The sequence below is a fragment of the Spirillospora sp. CA-108201 genome, assembly GCF_050936235.1.
Classification (GTDB): domain Bacteria; phylum Actinomycetota; class Actinomycetes; order Streptosporangiales; family Streptosporangiaceae; genus Spirillospora.
In genome coordinates this window covers 2,996,574-3,015,511 of sequence record NZ_JBNJNE010000001.1, presented here as the reverse complement: position 1 = coordinate 3,015,511, position 18,938 = coordinate 2,996,574, and the positions used below count along the sequence as shown (strand labels likewise).

The window sequence follows — 18,938 nt, the reverse complement described above, 5'->3', positions numbered from 1 at the left end:
CGGCCCGGCCTCCGGCAAGACGCTAGAACGGCCCCGGCATCGGACGTATGGAGAATTCTGCCAAGGATGGTTGTCATCGTTCGTCTTTGTTGTCAGTGTTGATCAGGAATCGGTAGCGATCACGCCGCCACGGGCGATGTACGCACCAAAAGGCGAGGTGACCCCTGGCATGAGTTACACCACTGCGGACCCGGGCCCACCGGCCCTCAGGCTCGCGAGTACCGGAACACTGACCTACGGCCTTTCGGTCGGCGAGGTCCTCGGCGTCAGCACCCTGAACGGCGCCCGCCTCATCGCCGGACGAGCCGGACTCGAACGCGTCGTCCAGCGGCTGAACGTGATGGAGGTCCCCGACATCCTGTCGTGGGTCAAACCGAACGAACTGTTGCTGACCACCGGCTACCCCCTCCGCAACACCCCCCAGTCCCTCGACAACCTGGTGTCCGACCTGGACGAGCGCGGCCTGGCGGCGCTGGCCATCAAGCTCGGCCGCTACCTGGACTCGCTGCCCGCCGAGATGATCGCGCAGGCGGACCGGCGCGGCTTCCCCCTGATCCTGCTCCCGAACGACGTCGGCTTCGACGACATCCTGAACCAGGTGCTGACCGACATCCTGAACCGGCAGGCGGCCGTCCTCGCCCGCACCGAGGAGGTGCACCGGGCGCTCGTGCAGATCGTGCTGTGCGGCGGCGGCCTCCAGGAGGTCGTGGACGAGGTGGCGACGCTGCTGGACGTGGCGGTCGTGGTGCTGGACGGCGAGCAGCGGGTGCTCGCCGGCGCCGGCCCCGACGAGCACGTCCAGGCGATGCGGGCCTTCGACTCCGGCCGGCACGCGGCGTGCGGCCGCGGCGGGTGCGGCATCATCGGCGCGCACGGCACCGGCGACCACCTGGTCGTGCCCGTGATGGCGGGCGGCTTCGACCACGGCCGGATCGTCGCGTTCAGCCCCGGCGGCACCCTGCGCGGCACCGACCTCGGCATCCTGGAGCGCGCCGCGACCGTCGCCGCGCTCGTGGTGACCAAGCAGCAGGCCGTCGCGGCCGTGGAGAGCAAGTACCGCGCCGACTTCCTGCGCGACATCCTCGCGGGCCGCGCGGGCGGCGACGACCGGATCGTCGCGCACTGCGGCGGGTTCGGCTGGGACCTGGACCGCCCGATGATGGTGGTCGTCGCCGAACTGGACGGGCGCCCGCGCGGCGCCGTCGCCCAGGAGGCCGAGGGGAAGGGCCGCGGCAGGCCGGCCGAGCCCGACGGCGGCCCGCGCGGCGTCCGCGGCGCCGAGGAGCGGGCCGCGCAGGAGCGGCTCGCCGCCGCGTGGACGACGGCCGTCCGGCGGCACGACCGGGGCGCGGCCGTCGCGAGCTTCGCCCACGAGGTCGTGGCGATCGTCGGCGCCGAGGGCGACGACCCCGCCGAGTGGACGGCCGGGCCGGTCCAGGCGATGGTCAAGGAGGCCTCGTCGATCTTCGCCGAGCACCTGCCGGTGCGGCGGACGTTCTCCACCGGCATCAGCCGGACGGTGGCCTCGCCGGCCGCGCTGCCCGAGGCCTACGAGCAGGCGGTGAAGGCCGTCCGGGTCGGGCGCCAGCTCAACGGCGCGGGCGCCCGGGCGCACTTCGACCAGCTCGGCGTGTACCGGCTGCTGAGCCTCGTCTCCGACCCCGAGGAGCTGCACGCGTTCGTCCGCGAGACGCTGGGCGACCTCGCCGCCGACGACGAGCCGGAGCTGGTGGACCTGCGCCGCACCCTCCAGGTGCTGCTGGAGACCAACCTCAACGTCGCCGAGACGGCGCGCCGGCTGCACTTCCACTACAACACCCTGCGGTACCGCATAGGGAAGCTGGAAAGGATGCTCGGAGCGTTCACCGAGGACGCCCATCTGCGACTCAACCTCACCCTCGCCCTTCACGTGCTGCGCATGCGGGGTATCTGAGAGTAGCGGCGCGGCCCCGGTGCTTCCGGGACGGCGCACCGGAGCGTCCGGAGGGTCGTCGCCCCTGATCGGCCCGCCGGCGCACCGGCCGGTCCTCCCAATCCTGGACGCGCGGTTTGGCAGAAGTCGCCGATGCCCGCCTTTCAGGGTAGATCTACCTTGCCCGCATGACAGGCCCGCGGGAACGCGGCCGGCTGAGCAGGAGGACCCCCGATGGTGATCGGCTGGAAGCTGCACGGGGACGGGCGGACGCCGCCGACCGGGGAGGTCGTGCGGCCGGACGAGCGGTTGTCGTGGCCGCGGACCGCGGGCATCGGCGCCCAGCACGTCGTCGCGATGTTCGGGGCGACGTTCGTGTTCCCGGTCGTGATGGGTCTGGACCCCAACCTCGCGATCATGATGTCCGGGATCGCGACGATCCTGTTCCTGCTCATCGTGGGCGGCCGGGTGCCGAGCTACCTCGGCACCAGCGCCTCGTTCGTCGGGGCGGTCGCGGCGATCCGCGCGGCGGGCGGCGACAGCGCCACCGTCACCGGGGCGATCCTCGTCGCGGGCCTGGTGCTCGCGGTCGTCGGGGTGCTCATCCACTTCGCGGGCGGCGAGGTCATCCACCGGGTGTTCCCCCCGGTGGTGACCGGCGCGGTGGTGATGCTGATCGGGTTCAACCTGGCCCCGGTCGTCGCCACCGTGTACTGGCCGCAGGACCAGTGGGTGGCGCTGGCGACGCTGGCGTTCGCGGTGCTCTGCGCGGTGCTGCTGCGGGGGTTCTGGGCGCGGATCACGATCCTGCTGGCGCTGGTGTTCGGCTTCGTCCTGTCGTGGCTGCTCGACGCCACCGCGGGCAAGATCACCTCGGTGCTGCCGGGCCAGAACCTGCTGGACGGGGCGGGCAGGCCGTGCGCGGCCGAGGGCCCCTACTGCGTCGCGACCGCGTTCCCGCACGAGCGGGTGAACGTCTCCGGCGTCAAGGCCGCCGACTGGTTCGGGTTCCCCGACCTGCACGCCCCGGACTTCAAGACCTCGGCGATCCTGCTGGCGCTGCCCGCCGTCATCGCGCTGATCGCGGAGAACACCGGGCACGTCAAGGCCGTCGCCGCGATGACCGGCGACGACCTCGACCCGGTGCTCGGCCGGGCCATCGCCGCGGACGGCGTCGGCACCGCCCTCGCCTCCGCCGTGGGCGGCTCGCCCACCACCACCTACGCCGAGAACATCGGCGTCATGGCCGCGACCCGGATCTACTCGACGGCCGCCTACCTCGTCGCCGCCGTCGTGGCGATCCTGTTCGGGCTGTGCCCGAAGTTCGGCGCGCTCGTCGCCGCGACGCCCGGCGGCGTCCTCGGCGGCATCACCGTCGTGCTCTACGGGATGATCGGGCTGCTCGGCGCGAAGATCTGGATCGAGAACCGGGTCGACTTCGCCGACCCGGTCAACCTCGTCCCGGTGGCGGCCGCGATCATCCTGGCGATCGGGAACGTGACACTCCGGATCACCGACGACTTCCCGCTCCAGGGCATCGCGCTCGGTACCATCGCCGTCCTGGTCGGCTACCACGTCCTGAACGTGCTGCGCCGGCGGGAGGACGCCGGCGGCGGCGTCATCGCCCCGGCGGAGCAGGAGATCGGCGGCCCCGTCCGGCACTCCGGGCACGAGCCGCCCGAAACGGGTACACCGAGGAACGATGCGAACTGACGGACCGGCGCGGTGAAACCACCTCCGTTCGGTTACCACGCGCCGGGCACGCTCGGCGAGGCCCTGGACGCGCTGGCCGCCGCGCCCGGCGGGAAGGTCCTCGCCGGCGGGCAGAGCCTCATCCCGCTGCTGAACATGCGGCTGGCCGCGCCGTCCGACCTCGTCGACATCAACCGCGTCGCCGAACTGGACACGCTGCACGTCGGCGACCAGGGCGTGCGGGTCGGCGCGCTCGCCCGGCACGCGCGGGTGGAGCGCTCGGCGGAGGCGGCGGCCGTGCAGCCGCTGCTCGGCCGGGCGCTCCGGCACGTCGCGCACCCGGTGATCCGCAACCGGGGGACCGTCGTCGGCAGCCTCGCGCACGCCGACCCCGCCGCCGAGATGCCCGCGGTGCTGGCCGTCCTCGGCGGGACGGTCGAGGCGGCGTCGGCGCGGGGCCGCCGCACCGTCCCGGCCGCCGCGTTCTTCCGCGGGCCGCTGGAGTCGGCGCTGGAGCCCGGCGAGCTGGCCGTCTCGGCGTTCTTCCCGGCCGCGCCGCCCCGCACCGGCTCCGCGTTCGCCGAGACGGCGCGGCGGCACGGCGACTACGCGCTCAGCGGCGTCGCCGCCGTCGTCGGCCTCGACGAGGACCTGCGGGTCGCCTCCGCGCGGGCGGGGTTCCTCGGCATCGCGCCGACGCCGCTCGTGCTCGACCTGACCGGCGCCGCCGGGCCCCGCGGCGACTGGGCGGCCGCGGCCGCGCACGTCCGGGAGCGGATCGACCCCGAGCCCGACATCCACGCGGGCGCCGGCTACCGGCGCCACCTGACCGGCGTGCTCGCCGAGCGCGCCCTGGACGCGGCCGCGGCCGAGGCGCTGCGGCGGGCGGAGGACTGATGGCCGAGGGCTTCGAGGTGGCGCTGACCGTCAACGGGACGCACCGCACGGCCCGCGTCCCGGCGCGGCGGCTGCTGTCGGACTTCCTCCGGCACGACCTCGGGCTCACCGGCACGCACGTCGGCTGCGAGCACGGCGTGTGCGGCTGCTGCACCGTCCTGCTGGACGGGGACCCGGTGCGCTCGTGCCTGATGTTCGCCGTCACCGCCGCGGGCCACGAGGTCACCACCGTCGAGGGGCTCGCCGCTCCGGACGGGACGCCGTCGCCGGTGCAGCGCGCCTTCCGCGAGTGCCACGGGCTCCAGTGCGGGTTCTGCACGCCCGGCTTCCTCTGCACCGTCACGGCGCTGCTGCGGGAGACGCCGCGCCCGACGGAGGACCAGGTCCTGGAGGGGATCTCGGGGAACCTGTGCCGCTGCACCGGCTACCAGAACATCGTCAGGTCGGTGCACCGCGCCGCCGACCTGATCGGCGGGTCCGGGGAGTCGTCCCCCCGGAACGAACTCAGCGGGTCCGGGGGGTGCGGGGGGTCGTCCCCCCGCGAAGAGACGGCCGAGGAGGCGTGAATGGGCACCCGGGTCTTCGGTGAACCGGTCGAGCGGCGCGAGGACGCCAGGCTCCTCACCGGGCGCGGCCGCTACCTCGACGACCTCGGGCGGGACGCGCTCGCGGCGGCGTTCGTGCGCTCCCCGCACGCGCACGCCCGGATCGTCGACGTCGACGTGTCGGAGGCGCTCGACGTCGACGGGCTGGTCGCCGTCTACACCTGGGAGGACCTGCCCGGGAAGGTCGGGGACCCGCTGCCGCTGCTCATCCCGCACCCCGCGCTGACCCACGGCCGCACCGGGTACCCGCTCGCCCGCGACGTCGTCCGGCACGTCGGCGAGCCCGTCGCGATGGTCGTGGCCCGCGACCGCTACCTGGCGGAGGACGCCGTCGAGCGCATCCGCGTCGAGTACGAGCCGCTCCCGGCCGTCGTCGGCATCGAGGCGGCGGAGCGCGCCGAGCACCTGGTCCACGACGACGTGCCCGGCAACGTGGGCGCCGTCCTGGTCCAGGAGAACGGCGACGCCCCCGCCGCGATCGCCGCCGCGCCGCACGTGCTGGAGTTCCGGCTCTCCATCGAGCGCAGCGCGTCCATGCCGCTGGAGGGCCGCGGCGTGTACGCGCGGTGGGACGCCGACGACGGGTCGCTGCGCGTGTACTCGTCCACGCAGGCGTCCACCAGCGTCCGGGCGGCGATCGCGGCGCGGCTCGGGATGCCGAACGGGAAGGTCGAGGTGATCGCGCCGGACGTCGGCGGCGGCTTCGGCGTGAAGATCGTCCACCCGTGGCCCGAGGAGGTCCTCGTGCCGTGGGCGGCGCGGCTGCTGGACCGCGAGATCAAGTGGACCGAGGACCGCCGCGAGCACTTCGTCTCCGCCGCGCACGAGCGCGGGCAGGTGCAGGACGTGCGCGTCGGCTTCGACGGCGGGGGCCGCGTCCTCGGCCTGGACGTGCGGATCCTGCACGACCACGGCGCCTACACCCCGTACGGGATCATCATCCCGATCGTCACCTCCACCCAGCTCCTCGGCCCCTACAAGATCGGCGCGTACCGGGCGGAGGTCGTCAGCCTCTACACCGACACCCTCATCGTCACCCCGTACCGGGGCGCGGGCCGCCCGCAGGGGGTGTTCTGCATGGAGCGGACGATGGACCGCATCGCCCGCCACCTCGGCCGCGACCGCGCCGACGTGCGCGCCGCCAACGTCATCCAGCCGGACGAGTTCCCCTACGACCAGGGCCTGACGTTCCAGGACGGCCGCCCCCTCATCTACGACTCGGGGGACTACCCCGAGCTGCTCCGCAAGGCCCGCGAACTGATCGGCTGGGACGGCTTCGAGGCCGAGCGCGCCGCCGCCGCGTCCCGGGGCCGCCGCCTCGGCATCGGCCTCGGCGTCTACGTGGAGGGCACGGGCGTCGGCCCCTACGAGGGCGGGCACGTCGAGATCGACACCGCGGGGCGGGTGCACGTGTCGACCGGGCTCACCTCGCAGGGCCAGAGCCACGAGACGGTGTTCGCGCAGATCGCCGCCGCCGAGCTGGGCGTCCCCATCGAGGACGTGCACGTCACGACGGGCGACACCCGGCGGTTCGGGTACGCGGTCGGCACGTTCGCGTCCCGCGCGGCGGTGATGAGCGGCAACGCGATCGCGCTGGCGTGCCGGAAGGTCCGCGGCAAGGCGCTGCGCATCGCGGGGGAGGCCCTGGAGGCCGACCCGAGCGACCTGGAGATCACCGACGGGGTCGTGCACGTGCGCGGCGACCGGTCGGCGGGGGTGCCGCTGCGGACGGTGGCGGTGCTGTCCAACCCGCTGCGGTACGCGTTCGACGAGGAGACCGCCGCGGCGACGCAGTTCGCGGTGGGCCGCCCGGTCACCGAGCCGCCCGTGGCGGCCGGGGACGAGCCCGGCCTGGAGGGCCGCGACTACTACTCGCCGGTGCGCTCCACGTTCGCCTCCGGCGCGCACGCCGCGATCGTGGAGGTCGACCCGGACACGGCCGAGGTCGCGATCCTGCGGTACGCGGTCGTGCACGACTGCGGGCGGCTCGTCAACCCGATGGTGGTGGAGGGCCAGATCCACGGCGGCGTCGCGCAGGGCGTCGGCGGCGCGCTGTACGAGCGGATGGTGTACGACGAGTCGGGGCAGCTGCTCAACGCCTCCTTCATGGACTTCCTGATGCCCTACGCGACGGAGGTCCCGCGCATCGAGACCGACCACCTGGAGACGCCGTCGCCGCTGAACCCGCTCGGTGTCAAGGGCGCGGGGGAGGCCGGGGTCATCCCGGTGTCGGCGGTGATCGCGTCGGCGGTCGAGGACGCGGAGGGCATCCGGGTGGACGCGATGCCGATCTCCCCGGACGACCTGTACACGCTCCGCCTGCGCGCCGCAGGCGACCCGTCACTGCGGATCCGCGAACGCGCCGGCGCCACCTGAGGCTCCGCCGGTTCCGGGGCCGGTCCTGTTCGTGGCTGGCGGGGTCGGCTCGGGAAAAGCAGGGGACCTCGACCCCGCCAGCGTGCCGACCTTAGGCACAGAGCGCCCCGGCCTCCGGCCCAACCGTGTTTCCTCCGGGAAGGTCGCTTTCAGGCGTGGGACGGCTGGTCGGGGGCGTTTCCGCCCAGTGACCGCGGCAGGTAGTTCTGCACGGCGGCGGGCCGGAAGCCGGCCTGCCTGATCCATCCGAGGATCATCTGGAACTCCTGGGCGAGCCCCTTGCGGTAGTGCATGAGGATGATGTCGCCGGGCTTGAACCCCTTGGCGCCGTCGGCGCGCGCGAAGCCGTTGTAGCCGACGCCGGGCCCGGAGGTGCCGTTGTAGAACTCCGCCGACCACAGCAGCACCGACTTGATGCCGCACTCCTTGGCGACCTGCAGCGTCGTCTGGTTGTAGCTCCCGAACGGGGGGCGGAAGATCTGCGGCCGGTGCCCGTACTGCTTCTGGATGGCGTCCGAGGAGTCGCAGATCTGCTTCTTCTGCGCCTCGGCGCTCAGCGTCGCCATGTTGGGGTGGTCGACGGTGTGGTTCTCCATCGGCGAACCCGCGTTGCGCATGGCCCAGAAGTACTGCCCCTGCCCCTTGATGTAGGTGGAGGTCAGGAACGTCAGGATGGGGACCTTCTCCTTGCGGACGAGGTTCACGAACTCCGAGTCGTAGGTGTAGCCGTCGTCGATGGTCAGGAAGACCACGCGCTCCTGCGTCCCGATCTGCCTGACGACGGGCGGCAGGCCGTTCGCGGCGGGCTGCGGCATCGTCCAGGAGCCGGGCTTGGGCGTCGCCCACCGCTGGTCGTCGAGGACGGAGGCGAGCTGCGTCCGCATGGACGGGCCGGACTCGCCGCCCAGCCGGGCGGTCACGACGGGCCAGCCGCCCGCGGCCACGCCGAACACTCCGGCGGCGACCATGGCGATCACGGGCGTCTTCCCTGGCATCGGCCGCGTACTCCGTTCGCTCGGGGGTCTGCAGTTCTCGGGGAGGTGCAGTGGGTCCGCATCGGTTGACGCGCGAGTGGCGACCGGAGTTCGCACCCGCGCGCAACCTGGCGGACATATCTGACCATTCCCAGAGCCCCCGGGGGCGCATCTGCCCAATCCTCGGCGTGTACTCGGCAGAAGTTGCCGTTCGGGGAGGCGGCGGGGTTCTCTAAAGTCGGGTCATGCAGCTCACCGGCAGTGCCAGCGTCGCCGCGCCGCTCGACCGCGTCTGGGACGCGCTCCAGGACCCGGCCGTGCTGGCGAGGACGATCCCCGGGTGCCGCTCCCTGGAGGAGACGGGGGACGGCGCCTACCGCATGACGGTCACCGCGGGAGTCGCCTCGATCCAGGGCACCTACGTGGGGCAGGTCGAGCTGGCCGACCCCGATCCGCCGCGCTCGTTCACGCTGCGCGCCCGCGGCCAGGGCGCGCCCGGCACGGTGGACGCCACGGTCCGCGTCCGGCTGTCGGACGGCGACGGCTCGACCCGGATCGACTACGACGCGGACGCGGTCGTCGGCGGGATGGTCGGCGGCGTCGGGCAGCGGATGCTCGGCAGCGTCGCCAAGCGCACCGCGGGCGAGTTCTTCGCCGCCGTCGAACGCGACCTCACCGCCCCGGCGCCGGCCGCCGCGCCGGCCCCGGCCGCCGCGGGCGCGGTCCCTCCGGGGCCCGCCGTGTACCCGGGGCGCGCCGCGGCCGCGGCTCCGCCCCCGGCCTGGCTTCCGATGGCCGTCGCGTTCGGGGCCGGGGGAGCGGTCGCCCTGGCGGGAGTCGCGGTCGGCTACCTCATCGGCCGCCGCGCCCGCTGACACGCCCGCCCGGAAACGGCGACGGCGGGCGCCTCGGGCCGATCTCGCCCGGGACGCCCGCCGTCAGGTGCCGCTAGCTGACGCCGACCAGGTCGACGACGAAGATGAGCGTCTCGCCGGGCTTGATGGCGGGGCTCGGGCTGCGGTCGCCGTAGGCCAGGTGCGGCGGGATGACGAGCTTGCGGCGGCCGCCGACCTTCATCCCGGCGATGCCCATGTCCCAGCCCTTGATGACGCGGCCGGAACCGAGCTCGAAGTCCAGCGTCCCGCCGCGGTTCCAGGACGCGTCGAACTCCTCGCCGGTCGACCACGACACGCCGACGTAGTGCATCGACACCTGCGAGCCCTTGGCGGCCTCGGGGCCGTCGCCCTCGGTGATGTCGGTGATGTCGAGGTAGGCGGGCGGCTGGCCCTCGGGGAAGTCGATCTCGGGGCGTTCAAGCGCCATGAACGGGCTCCAGCGGTCTCGTCAGATGTGAGGACAGAACAGAGCTGCTCAGCCTATCCGCACGCGGGTCACGAAAGAACGACGCACCCGTTGGCAGATTGCGACGGTTTCGCAGGTGGCCGGCGTCCGGTAGACCTCTGGTCATGGCGAGGCGGCTGCGGATCGGCATCGACACGGGCGGGACGTTCACCGACGTCGTCGCGCTGGACGGGGACGGGACCCTCGTCACCACCAAGACGCCCTCCACGCCCTCCGACCCGGCCGAGGGCTTCGCCGACGGCCTCGCCAAGGTCCTCCGGCTGGCCGGCGCGGAGCCCGGGGACGTCGCGGCGCTGTCGCACGGCACGACGGTCGCGACGAACCGGCTCCTGGAGGACCGGATCGACGACCTCGGGTTCGTCACCACCGAGGGCTTCGAGTCGATCCTGGAGATCGCCAGGCAGAGCGTCCCGGACGGCTACGGCAACAGCTACTTCTGGGTGAAACCGCCGAGGATCGTCCCCGCGCACCGGGTGCGGGCGGTCGGCGGCCGGCTCGACCACACCGGCGCCGAGCTGCGCCCGTTCGACGAGGAGTCGGCGGTCGCGGCGGCGCGCTGGTTCCGCGACCAGGGCGTCCTCGCGATCGGGGTCTGCTTCCTGCACTCCTACGCCGACCCGTCCCACGAGCTCGCCATGCGGGACGTGCTGGCCCGCGAGCACCCCGGCGCGGTCGTGTCGCTGTCGTGCGAGGTGCTGCGCGAGTACCGCGAGTACGAGCGGTCGGTGACGACGCTCGTCGACGCCGCCGTCAAGCCCGCGATGAACGGCTACCTCGCGCGGATCGCCGAGCGCGCCGCGGCCCGGCCGCTGGTGATGAAGAGCAACGGCGGCGTCCTGTCGGCGGAGGAGGTGGCGCGGCAGCCGATCACGACCGTGCTGTCCGGCCCGGCGGCCGGGGCGCTCGGCGCGGCGTTCGTGGTCGCGCGCGGCGGGCACGGCTCGGTGGTGACGCTGGACGGCGGCGGGACGTCCACCGACGTCGCGGTCGTCCTGGACGGCGAGCCGACCCTCACCACCGAGGGGTCCGTCGGCCGCCACCCCGTCAAGATCCCGATGATCGACATCGTGACCGTCGGCGCGGGCGGCGGGTCGGTCGCGTGGCGCTCGCCCGAGGGCGCGCTGAAGGTCGGGCCGCGCAGCGCCGGGGCCGACCCCGGGCCGCTGTGCTACGGGCGCGGCGGCGCCGAGGCAACGGTGACCGACGCGCACGCCGTCCTCGGCCGCATCCCGCCGCACCTGCTGGGCGGCGAGGTGCCGCTGGACGTGGACGCCGCCCGCCGGGGCCTGGAGGCCCTCGCCGGGGAGCTCGGCCTGCCGGTCGAGCGGGCCGCCGCCGGGATCCTGGAGATCTCCGCGTGGAACCAGGCCAACGCCATCCGGCAGATCACCGTGAAGCGCGGCCTGGACGTGCGCGACTACCCGCTCGTCGCGTTCGGCGGCTCCGGGCCCCTGCTGGCGTGCCGGCTGCTCGACGTCCTCGGGCTGCCCGCCGCGGTCGTCCCGGAGAACCCCGGCAACCTGTCGGCGTTCGGGCTGCTCACGGTGGACGTGAAGAACGACTACGTCCGCACCCGGGTCGTCCGCGACGCCGAACTCGACCCCGCGCTCCTCGCCGGCGTCTACGCCGAGCTCGAAGCCGAGGCCGCCGGGGCCCTGGCCCGCGAGGGGTTCCCCGAGGACCGCCGCCGCTTCGCCCGCTCCGCCGACCTGCGCTACTACGGCCAGGCGTTCGAGGTGCGGGTCGCCGCCCCGGCCGGGCCGCCGGACGAGCACCTGCGCGCGGAGGTCGTCCGCCGCTTCCACGACGCGCACGAGGCCCTCTACGGGTACTGCTACCGGGACGACCCGCGCCATCCGGTCGAGTGGGTCAACCTGCGGGTCTCCGGCATCGGCCCCATCGAGCGGCCGAGGCCGGCCGAGCGTCCGCCCGGGGACGGCGACGCGTCGCGGGCCCGCACCGGCACCCGGAAGGTCTACTTCGAGGCGTGGGAGGAGGCGGCCGTCTACCGCCGCGACGACCTCGCGCCCGGCGACGCCGTGCGGGGCCCGGCCGTCGTCGAGGAGTTCGGCTCGACGCTCCCGCTGCACCCCGGCTTCACCGCGACCCTCGACGGCCACGGCAACCTGGTGGTGACCCGATGACCGACCCGGTCCTGCTGGAGATCGTCGAGGGGACGCTGGCGTCGGTGGAGCGGGAGGTCGAGACGGCCATCGCCCGCACCGCCCGCTCGCCGATGATCCGCGACGCGCACGACTTCCGCGCCGGGATCCACGACCGCCGCCTGCGCAAGCTGACCGGACGGTCCTACTCGGCGCTCGTCCAGCCGGTCGCCCGCGACTTCCCGCTGGAGGAGATGCGGCCCGGCGACGTCTTCTTCCACAACGACGTCTACCTGTCCGAAGGCGGCATCGGGCACCTGCCGGACCTGTGCGTGACGGTCCCGGTGTTCCACGGCGACGCGGTGGTCGCGTTCGTCCAGGCGTTCGGCCACCACGACGACATCGGCGGCGCCGTCCCGGGGTCGATGCCGAGCCACGCCCGCAGCGCGTTCGAGGAGGGCCTGATGGTCCCGCCGATCAAGCTGTGGGACCGCGGCGTGCCGAACCGGGCCGCGCTGACCATCATGACCCGCAACTCGCGGATGCCCGACTCGCTCGCCGGCGACCTGGACGCCGAGTGCTCGGCCTGCCTGATGGGCGCCCGCCGCCTCGGCGAGCTGTTCGCCCGCTACGGCCGCGCCGCCGTCGAGGACTGCTTCGACGCGATCATCGACCGGACCACCGAGACGTTCCGCCGCGAGCTGCTCGCCAAGATCCCGGACGGGACGTTCGTGTGGGAGGACTACGCCGAGCACGACGGCGTGGACCCGCCCCGCCTGCACGCCCAGCGCATCACGCTGACGGTCGACAAGGCGGCCGCCGTCCCGCTCGTCATCGACTTCACCGGGACGTCCCCGCAGGCCAAGGGGCCCATCAACCACGCGGGCGACTACGTGGACGGGGTGTTCCTGAAGAAGTGGCTGGCGCCCGTCCTGCGCAACCTCGCCGACACCCCGGAGCGCGCCGCCGAACTCGACGTCAACGAGGGCGTGGTGCCGCTCGTCGAGATGCGGTTCCCCGAGAAGGGCACGCTGCTCACGCCCGTGTTCCCCGCCCCGACCAACGCCCGCACGTTCGTCATCCTGCGGCTGCTCGGCGTCCTCGCGGGCGTGCTGGCCAAGGCGACGGGCGGCCGGATGCCCGCCGACCAGGAGACGATCCGCTACACGGGCGTCTACGGCGAGTACGACCGCGGCCCCTACCTGATGCGGGAGGTGCTCGGCGGCGGCTCCGGCGGCCGCTACTACGCCGACGGCGAGGACACCATCCACGTCGTGCCCGACTCCCGCAACATCCCCGCCGAGTTCGCCGAGGCCCGCTGGCCCTTCGTCGTCGAACGCCTCGGCCTCGCCGTCGACTCGGGCGGGCCGGGGGAGCACCGCGGCGGCCTCGGCTACGACAAGCACATCCGGATGCTCCGCGACGCCCGCTACATGTCGATCGCCGACCGCTCCATCCTGTCGTGCTGGGGCGTCAACGGCGGCCGCGCGGGACGCCCGTTCCGCGTCGACATCGACGGCGAGGAGATGGACGGCCTCGTCGACGACCACCCCGTCCGCGCCGGGCAGGTCATCCGCGTCCGCACGACCGGCGGGGGCGGCTGGGGCGACCCGCTGAACCGCGACCCCTCCCGCGTGGCGGCCGACGTCCGCGACGGCAAGGTCTCCCCGGCCGCCGCCCAGGACGACTACGGCGTCGTCCTCACCGACGGCTCCGGGCTGTCCGCCGGGTCCGTGCCGCCCGGCTCCGCCGTGGACGCCGAGGCGACCGAGACGCTGCGCGCACGCCTCCGCGCGGAACGCGGCCCCGTCCCGTTCTTCGACCGCGGCCCCGGCTACCCCCAACTCTCCGGCGGCGCCACCTCCGCCGAAGTCGACACCCTCGACCCCTGAGACTCCACGCGAACCAGACTCGGCCACCTTCTCCGACCTGTCCCGCAACCCGCGGGCCGTCGCAGAGCGGGCCACCAGGTTGGGGCGGGTGCGCGTCACCCATCGCGACGCGCCGGACTTCTACCTCACGGCCGCCGACCGCGAAGAGCGGCGCGACGAGTCGCTGGCCACCGCGTCACGGATCTTCGTCGCGCTCATGAAGCATGATCCGGGTGCCCGTGAGCTGCTGCTCGCCATACCGGACGTGTTCCCGTGGGTGCGTCATCTGAGCACCGAGGAGGTCCGCGCCTTCACGGTGGAACTGGTCGAGGCACTCTCGGACGCGGCCGAGCCCGATCTCGACACGTCCCTCAACGAGGTGATCGTCGGATGGCGTGCCACCGCGCGCATCAAGGCGGACCCTCAGCAGCATGAGGATGCGATGCGGCCCACCAGCGGTGACTTCGGCCCGGTGGAAGTCGATCCATGAGCCCCGAGCGAGGGGGACAGGGTCACGGTCCCGCCCCAGATCACGAATGGGACTTACCCGCCACCCGAAGGACACCGAGAACTGACGTGTGGGCCGACCCGACGGCGCCACCTCCGCCACCGTCGACTCCTGACGCCTGAGAGCTTGCGGGAACGGGAGGGGATGTCGCTAACTCGGTGCGGAAAGATCATCGGAGTGGCGCGGTCTGCTGTTTCGAACATTGAGCTGTTTTCATCCTCGGCAGAGGCCGGTGATCGCAGCATGATCGCGAGTTGTGCGTTCGCCTGAAGGCGTGGAACTCGAACAAATGCGGGCCGTCAGTACCAGGACATCGTCATACCCGCGTCCGCGCGAACGGCCGCGCTGTACGCCTTCTTGAGGTCGGCGAAGTACAGCGCGAAGTACTCCTCGTCGTCGACCTTGACGTTCTCGGTCGTCCGTAGGCCCGTCATGAACTGCTCGACAGTGACGGGGGAGAGGTGTTCCCAGAAGACCTTGACCTGCTCGGAGGTGAGTCGTCCCACGAATCCTTCCTCCGACTCCTCGGCGTCAGCACCGTCCGGACCTCCCTCCCCGTGAACGATCTCGTCGCCGTCGAGCCCCAGGGTCTCCAGCCCCACGCGGAGATAGTGCGCGCTCGTGTCGAGGTCGTAGCTGCCGAGTTTCTTTCCGTCTCTGACAACGTCGATGTAGATCTCCACGGCCACCTCCCTCGTATACCGTGACCTGGCCTTCGGCGGCCGACACATATGTGCGTGGATCTTCGGGTGATCGTAGCGCGGCACGGCCACGCATTGGAAACGTTGAACCTCCTTTATCCTCAGGCGGCCTGAGCAACGCGGTGGTTCTGAAGGACGGCAATGGCCTTGCAGAGGTGGCCGGCCTTGCTCGGGCTGCAGCGTAGCTTGCGAAGGATTTTCCAGGTCTTCAACTGGGCGTTCGCGCGTTCGCCGGGCCCGCGCAGCTTGGCGTGGGAGCGGGTGGCCCGCTTCTGGGACTCGGGCTTGTTCTTGCCCTTGTACGGGGTGCGGACCGGTCCCTCGGCTCCCTGATAGGCCTTGTCGGCCAGAGTGATGATCAGGTGAGGCGATGACCTGGATGTTCATCCCACGCACGCGGCGCTTGCCAGAGAAGTACGGTCGGTCGGCCTTGACCCGGTCGGTATGGATCAGCGTGCCGTCCAGCACCAGCTAGTGCGGCCCGGTCAGCTCCGCCCGCGGTCCGCGGGCCAGGTGCCGGGTTCGGCGAGCTCGATGATGTTTCCGAGGTTGTCGCTGATGAACGCGATGCGTTGACCGATCTCCGGCACCGCCATGGGCTCGCCGAGCAGTTCCACGCCCAGGTCGCGCAGCTCGGAGACGGCCGCGTCGAGGTCGGCGACGGCGAGGCAGACGTGGTGCAGGCGCGCCGGGGACATGCTCGACAGGATGTCGCCGGCCGGCGCCTGGCGGTTCGAGGCGCCCGCCACCAGTTCGATCTTGACGTCGCCGTGGACCAGGAACGCGAACGTCATGCCGTGGACGTCGAACCGCCGGTCGACGGCGAAACCGAGTGTCCTGGAGTACCAGGCGATGGCGGCGTCCAGATCCCCGGGGGTCGCGCTGATGCCGACATGATCGTGGGAGAGGGAGATGCTCATGCGGTCAACCCTCGCCCCTGGCCGGGCATGCCGCCAGAGACCGGTCGACGGCAGGACAACGGGTACCACCCTCGACTGGCGAGACCGCATCGCTCCGGAGAGGGCGGGCCCGCCGAGCGGGCGTGGCCGCAGGGCGAAGGGGCTGCGCCGCGAGGAACTCGCCGAACTCGCCGGGATCTCCGTCGACTATGTCGTGCGTCTGGAGCAGGGCCGCGCCACGACGCCCTCGGCGCAGGTGGTCGCCGCTCTCGCCCGCGCCCTGCGGCTCACCGGCGCCGAGCGGGATCATCTCCACCGGCTGGCCGGTCTGGTCCCGCCATCGGGCCGGGAGATCTCCGATCACATCCCGCCCGGCCTCCAGCGCCTGCTCACCCGGCTGGACGACACCGCCGCCGCGGTCTTCGCCGCGGACTGGCGGCTGATCTGGTTGGAACCGCGGCTGGGCCGCGCTGCTGGGCGACCCCTCGGGGACCCGGCCGCGGCTCCGCAACTTCGCCCGCGACACCTTCCCGAGCGGCGGCGACGGCCCGTGCCTGTCGCACTGGCCCGTGCACACGCTCGACCAGGAGGCGGTCGAGTCCGCGCTGGTCTCCGACCTGCGCCGCGCCACCGGACGCTTCCCCGAGAGCGCCCGGCTGAGGGACCTGATCCGCGAGCTCGCCGCGGGCAGCGAACGCTTCGCCGCGCTGTGGGCGGCCGGCGCGGTCGGCGCGCACTGGGAGAACCGCAAGATCGTCGAGCATCCCTCGGTCGGGCCGGTCACGGTGGACTGCGACGTCATGACCGACGGCGACGCGGACCGGAAGATCGTCGTCCTGACCGCGGCGCCGGGCGAGCAGGTCGGCTGGACGACGGTGGTCGGGCGTGCCCGCCGCGCCCTCCAAGCCATGCCGGACGAGACCGTGCTCGCCGGACTCTCGATGGGCGCGGGCGTCGTCGGCGCGGTCCGGCCCGGGCGCCCCGATGCCGCAGGGGTTCTCCTGCTGCACGCTCCCGCCGTGCTTCCGGCGTCCGCTACCCGGGTGTCGGCCACTTCTACACCGACCCCGAGTTCCCCGACCACGACCCCGCAGCGTCCGAGCCGACCTGGACCAGAGTGCTCGACTTCCTCGCCTCCGACGTGACGATCACGGGCTTCGTTCCGTGCCGTCCCGCACACGGAAGACCCCCGGGCTCACCTCCTCGGAGGAGGCGGTGACCGTCCACTGGAGCCAGTGCCATCGGGTGGCCTCGTCCCACACCACGCCGGCCAGTGCACGCACGATCTCGTCGGCGTCGCGGTAGTGCAGGGCGGCCCGGTCCAGAAGGGCCAGGTCCAGTCCCGCGACATCGATCACTTCGCCGAACAGGTCGTGGACGACGCTTCGGGCGAGGTCCAGAGCGGCCTCGGTTTCGCGAGCGAGGCCGGAGCAGCGGGCGACGGCCCGGGCGGACCCGCTGCCGTCGATGATGTCTCGGATCATGGTCCGGGCGCCGGCGAGCCGGTCGGTGAGGCGGCCTTCGAGGGCGTCATCGAGATCCAGGGCGAGGTCGACGGCGAGGTCCAGGTCGCCGACGAGCCGGTGAACGGAGATCTGGTCGCGCACGTAGGCGAAGAGAGAGTCGGGATCGCCGTCAACCTCCAGGGACTCGACGACGTCATCTGCGAGAACGCGGGCGTCTCCACGGACACGATCAAGGACCACGACCTCGGCCAGCGCCAGAACCCGGACCTGCTTCTCGGCGCCGTGGCCGGACTCTCGCGAGGCCCCCGCAGAGGGAACCGGGAACGAACCGGTCTTCGTTTCCGCGCCCGGCTCCAGCAGCCTGCCCAGAACCTGACCGAGGTGCGAGTGGGCGCGGACGTGCCGGAGCAGCGCGGCATCGCCCCGCGCCAGGAAGACGGTCAGAGCGTTGTCGGTGAGCGGGTAATCGTCGGAACCCGGCCTGAAGCCGCTCATGGCCGTTCCTCGAATCCGCCGAGCGCCAGATGCCGCCTCATCTGCCTGCGCGCCTTGGCCCGCAGGTCCCGGACCCGCCTGGGGGTCATGCCGAGGGCGGCGGCGATGTCGGCACCCGGGACGTCGTCCAGGTCGAAGGCGATCACCGCGCGGCAGTCCCGGTCCAGGAGTCGCAGGACGCGGATCAGGTCACGTGCCTGGCCGGTCAGCTCCGCGTGTCCGGGACCTGCCGCCGGGGGATCGGTGTCGGGGCCGAGCGGGGCCCCGGCCCTGTCGCGCTGGGAGCGGTGATGGTTGAGCGCCACCTTGCGAGCCCACGCCCGCGGGCGGACGATGTGATGCCACTGGCCGCGTTGGACCGTGCGCCAGCCTTGCATGGCCGTGTGCTGAACGGCGTCCTCGGCGTCGGGCAGGCTTGCCCCGGCGCGCATCACGAACCGCACCAGCAGGTCGTATTCGGCTTCGAGGAAGTCCCGGAACTCTTGCGGCGTCGCCGCCAGATGGTCGGGGGGGCCGGCTTCGCGATGCCCGCCGGCCGGGGCCGGAAGCGGCGGGGCTGGCTCGGGGCCGCCATCGCTACTCATCGCCGACCGGCGGCCGGTGATCGCGGCGGGCGCGCAGCCGGGCGTCGGCCACTGTGATCACAGCGGCCAGTGGCGGAGCCAGTACGCCCAGCGCCGCCAGGACCGTCGAGGTGTCCATGGCGTCCGTTTCCTCCTCTTCTGGCCCGTCCTGGCCGCCCGGGTGGCGTGCCGAGGCGTGGCGGGCCGTCATCAGGTAGAGGGCCGCAACGAAGATCAACGCGAAGGCCGGAGTCGAGAACTTCTTCCCCCGTCCCATGAATGATCTCGCCCGTCCGCTGGCGGGCGGCCGTCTGACGTGATGCGGCGCCGGGTCTTCGACCCCCGAGTCACCGGTAAGGGCGGCTCGCATTTCGATCTTTCTTCGGGATGGTCCCGCCCGCGGGCGGCAATTCTGGGGGGTTGTCAGGACCATGCCGGGTGGCGGCACGCTCGGTGCCCGGACGCGTGCATTGTGTGGCGGGAAATGATGTCGATTTGCTCTCGGCCCGCGGCGC

At 72.8% G+C, this 18,938-nt stretch carries 17 protein-coding genes and 2 pseudogenes; 11 read left to right on the top strand and 8 right to left on the bottom strand.

Translation table 11 applies throughout. From position 1 onward, the window contains the following. Nucleotides 1–169: 169 nt before the first annotated feature. From ACQEU6_RS14685 to cutA, 5 genes are all read left to right on the top strand, one after another. On the top strand, nt 170–1,933 hold the full coding sequence (locus ACQEU6_RS14685) for a PucR family transcriptional regulator (protein ID WP_499332329.1): 1,764 nt from the start codon (nt 170–172) through the stop codon (nt 1,931–1,933). Between the two features lie 213 nt (nt 1,934–2,146). Continuing rightward, complete coding sequence (locus ACQEU6_RS14680) at nt 2,147–3,625, top strand: uracil-xanthine permease family protein (protein WP_499332327.1); 1,479 nt, start codon at nt 2,147–2,149, stop codon at nt 3,623–3,625. A 12-nt stretch (nt 3,626–3,637) separates the two neighbouring features. Continuing rightward, nucleotides 3,638–4,501, top strand: coding sequence for an FAD binding domain-containing protein (locus ACQEU6_RS14675; RefSeq protein WP_499332325.1), 864 nt, complete (start codon nt 3,638–3,640; stop codon nt 4,499–4,501). After that, the gene (locus ACQEU6_RS14670) at nt 4,501–5,067 is read left to right on the top strand and encodes a (2Fe-2S)-binding protein (RefSeq protein WP_499332323.1); all 567 of its coding nucleotides are present in this window, start codon (nt 4,501–4,503) and stop codon (nt 5,065–5,067) included. Before ACQEU6_RS14675 ends, ACQEU6_RS14670 begins: the two co-directional genes overlap by 1 nt. Next, entirely contained in the window at nt 5,068–7,482 is a 2,415-nt protein-coding gene (gene cutA, locus ACQEU6_RS14665; protein ID WP_499332322.1) for an aerobic carbon-monoxide dehydrogenase large subunit, read from the top strand. 149 nt (nt 7,483–7,631) lie between these two features. On the opposite strand, the gene ACQEU6_RS14660 is transcribed toward cutA, so the two are convergent. Continuing rightward, nucleotides 7,632–8,477 carry a polysaccharide deacetylase family protein gene (locus tag ACQEU6_RS14660; protein WP_499332320.1) on the bottom strand — a complete coding sequence of 282 codons (846 nt, stop codon included), beginning with the start codon at nt 8,475–8,477 and terminating at the stop codon, nt 7,632–7,634. Between the two features lie 224 nt (nt 8,478–8,701). On the opposite strand from ACQEU6_RS14660, the gene ACQEU6_RS14655 reads away from it, so the two are divergent. Next, nucleotides 8,702–9,331, top strand: a complete 630-nt coding sequence (locus tag ACQEU6_RS14655) for an SRPBCC family protein (RefSeq protein ID WP_499332319.1) — start codon at nt 8,702–8,704, stop codon at nt 9,329–9,331. 73 nt (nt 9,332–9,404) lie between these two features. Here ACQEU6_RS14655 and ACQEU6_RS14650 read toward each other — a convergent pair whose 3' ends face one another. Further along, nucleotides 9,405–9,779 (bottom strand): FKBP-type peptidyl-prolyl cis-trans isomerase, encoded by a 375-nt coding sequence (locus ACQEU6_RS14650; protein WP_499332318.1) that lies wholly within the window; start codon nt 9,777–9,779, stop codon nt 9,405–9,407. A gap of 143 nt (nt 9,780–9,922) precedes the next feature. Here ACQEU6_RS14650 and ACQEU6_RS14645 point away from each other — a divergent pair, with 143 nt between their 5' ends. The 3 genes from ACQEU6_RS14645 (at nt 9,923) to ACQEU6_RS14635 (ending at nt 14,281) form a co-directional block, all read left to right on the top strand. Further along, complete coding sequence (locus tag ACQEU6_RS14645; RefSeq protein WP_499332316.1) at nt 9,923–11,962, top strand: hydantoinase/oxoprolinase family protein; 2,040 nt, start codon at nt 9,923–9,925, stop codon at nt 11,960–11,962. Next, nucleotides 11,959–13,812, top strand: a complete 1,854-nt coding sequence (locus tag ACQEU6_RS14640) for a hydantoinase B/oxoprolinase family protein (RefSeq protein ID WP_499332315.1) — start codon at nt 11,959–11,961, stop codon at nt 13,810–13,812. The genes ACQEU6_RS14645 and ACQEU6_RS14640 overlap by 4 nt, the downstream gene beginning before the upstream one ends. Nucleotides 13,813–13,900: 88 nt before the next feature. After that, nucleotides 13,901–14,281: a hypothetical protein gene (locus ACQEU6_RS14635; protein ID WP_499332313.1), complete on the top strand. Its 381-nt coding sequence runs from the start codon at nt 13,901–13,903 to the stop codon at nt 14,279–14,281. Nucleotides 14,282–14,598: 317 nt separating this feature from the next. On the opposite strand, the gene ACQEU6_RS14630 is transcribed toward ACQEU6_RS14635, so the two are convergent. From ACQEU6_RS14630 to ACQEU6_RS14620, 3 genes and pseudogenes are all read right to left on the bottom strand, one after another. Beyond that, on the bottom strand, nt 14,599–14,982 hold the full coding sequence (locus ACQEU6_RS14630; protein ID WP_499332311.1) for a DUF1877 family protein: 384 nt from the start codon (nt 14,980–14,982) through the stop codon (nt 14,599–14,601). A 119-nt stretch (nt 14,983–15,101) separates the two neighbouring features. Beyond that, a pseudogene (locus tag ACQEU6_RS14625) lies at nt 15,102–15,471 on the bottom strand (transposase family protein); the annotation flags it as partial. 14 nt (nt 15,472–15,485) lie between these two features. Next, entirely contained in the window at nt 15,486–15,920 is a 435-nt protein-coding gene (locus ACQEU6_RS14620) for a VOC family protein (protein ID WP_499332309.1), read from the bottom strand. On the opposite strand from ACQEU6_RS14620, the pseudogene ACQEU6_RS14615 reads away from it, so the two are divergent. Beyond that, nucleotides 15,913–16,200 (top strand): annotated as a pseudogene (locus tag ACQEU6_RS14615) (helix-turn-helix domain-containing protein); the annotation flags it as partial. The gene ACQEU6_RS14620 and the pseudogene ACQEU6_RS14615 overlap by 8 nt on opposite strands. A gap of 169 nt (nt 16,201–16,369) precedes the next feature. Then, nucleotides 16,370–17,044, top strand: a complete 675-nt coding sequence (locus ACQEU6_RS14610; protein WP_499340196.1) for an MmyB family transcriptional regulator — start codon at nt 16,370–16,372, stop codon at nt 17,042–17,044. Nucleotides 17,045–17,047: 3 nt separating this feature from the next. On the opposite strand, the gene ACQEU6_RS14605 is transcribed toward ACQEU6_RS14610, so the two are convergent. From ACQEU6_RS14605 to ACQEU6_RS14595, 3 genes are read right to left on the bottom strand one after another with little or no spacing between them, the layout of a single operon-like run. Next, nucleotides 17,048–17,860 (bottom strand): hypothetical protein, encoded by an 813-nt coding sequence (locus tag ACQEU6_RS14605; RefSeq protein WP_499332308.1) that lies wholly within the window; start codon nt 17,858–17,860, stop codon nt 17,048–17,050. Beyond that, on the bottom strand, nt 17,857–18,444 hold the full coding sequence (locus ACQEU6_RS14600) for a sigma-70 family RNA polymerase sigma factor (RefSeq protein WP_499332306.1): 588 nt from the start codon (nt 18,442–18,444) through the stop codon (nt 17,857–17,859). The genes ACQEU6_RS14605 and ACQEU6_RS14600 overlap by 4 nt, the downstream gene beginning before the upstream one ends. Then, complete coding sequence (locus ACQEU6_RS14595; protein WP_499332305.1) at nt 18,437–18,700, bottom strand: hypothetical protein; 264 nt, start codon at nt 18,698–18,700, stop codon at nt 18,437–18,439. Before ACQEU6_RS14595 ends, ACQEU6_RS14600 begins: the two co-directional genes overlap by 8 nt. Nucleotides 18,701–18,938: the final 238 nt, after the last annotated feature.

Bases quoted from the DNA above. Each gene is read 5' to 3' on its own strand.
- ACQEU6_RS14620 (WP_499332309.1), bottom strand. From the start codon at position 15,920: ATGAGCATCTCCCTCTCCCACGATCATGTCGGCATCAGCGCGACCCCC.
- cutA (WP_499332322.1), top strand. From the start codon at position 5,068: ATGGGCACCCGGGTCTTCGGTGAACCGGTCGAGCGGCGCGAGGACGCC.
- ACQEU6_RS14660 (WP_499332320.1), bottom strand. From the start codon at position 8,477: ATGCCAGGGAAGACGCCCGTGATCGCCATGGTCGCCGCCGGAGTGTTC.
- ACQEU6_RS14600 (WP_499332306.1), bottom strand. From the start codon at position 18,444: ATGAGTAGCGATGGCGGCCCCGAGCCAGCCCCGCCGCTTCCGGCCCCG.
- ACQEU6_RS14670 (WP_499332323.1), top strand. From the start codon at position 4,501: ATGGCCGAGGGCTTCGAGGTGGCGCTGACCGTCAACGGGACGCACCGC.
- ACQEU6_RS14685 (WP_499332329.1), top strand. From the start codon at position 170: ATGAGTTACACCACTGCGGACCCGGGCCCACCGGCCCTCAGGCTCGCG.
- ACQEU6_RS14645 (WP_499332316.1), top strand. From the start codon at position 9,923: ATGGCGAGGCGGCTGCGGATCGGCATCGACACGGGCGGGACGTTCACC.
- ACQEU6_RS14680 (WP_499332327.1), top strand. From the start codon at position 2,147: ATGGTGATCGGCTGGAAGCTGCACGGGGACGGGCGGACGCCGCCGACC.
- ACQEU6_RS14595 (WP_499332305.1), bottom strand. From the start codon at position 18,700: ATGGGACGGGGGAAGAAGTTCTCGACTCCGGCCTTCGCGTTGATCTTC.
- ACQEU6_RS14605 (WP_499332308.1), bottom strand. From the start codon at position 17,860: ATGAGCGGCTTCAGGCCGGGTTCCGACGATTACCCGCTCACCGACAAC.
- ACQEU6_RS14650 (WP_499332318.1), bottom strand. From the start codon at position 9,779: ATGGCGCTTGAACGCCCCGAGATCGACTTCCCCGAGGGCCAGCCGCCC.
- ACQEU6_RS14655 (WP_499332319.1), top strand. From the start codon at position 8,702: ATGCAGCTCACCGGCAGTGCCAGCGTCGCCGCGCCGCTCGACCGCGTC.
- ACQEU6_RS14640 (WP_499332315.1), top strand. From the start codon at position 11,959: ATGACCGACCCGGTCCTGCTGGAGATCGTCGAGGGGACGCTGGCGTCG.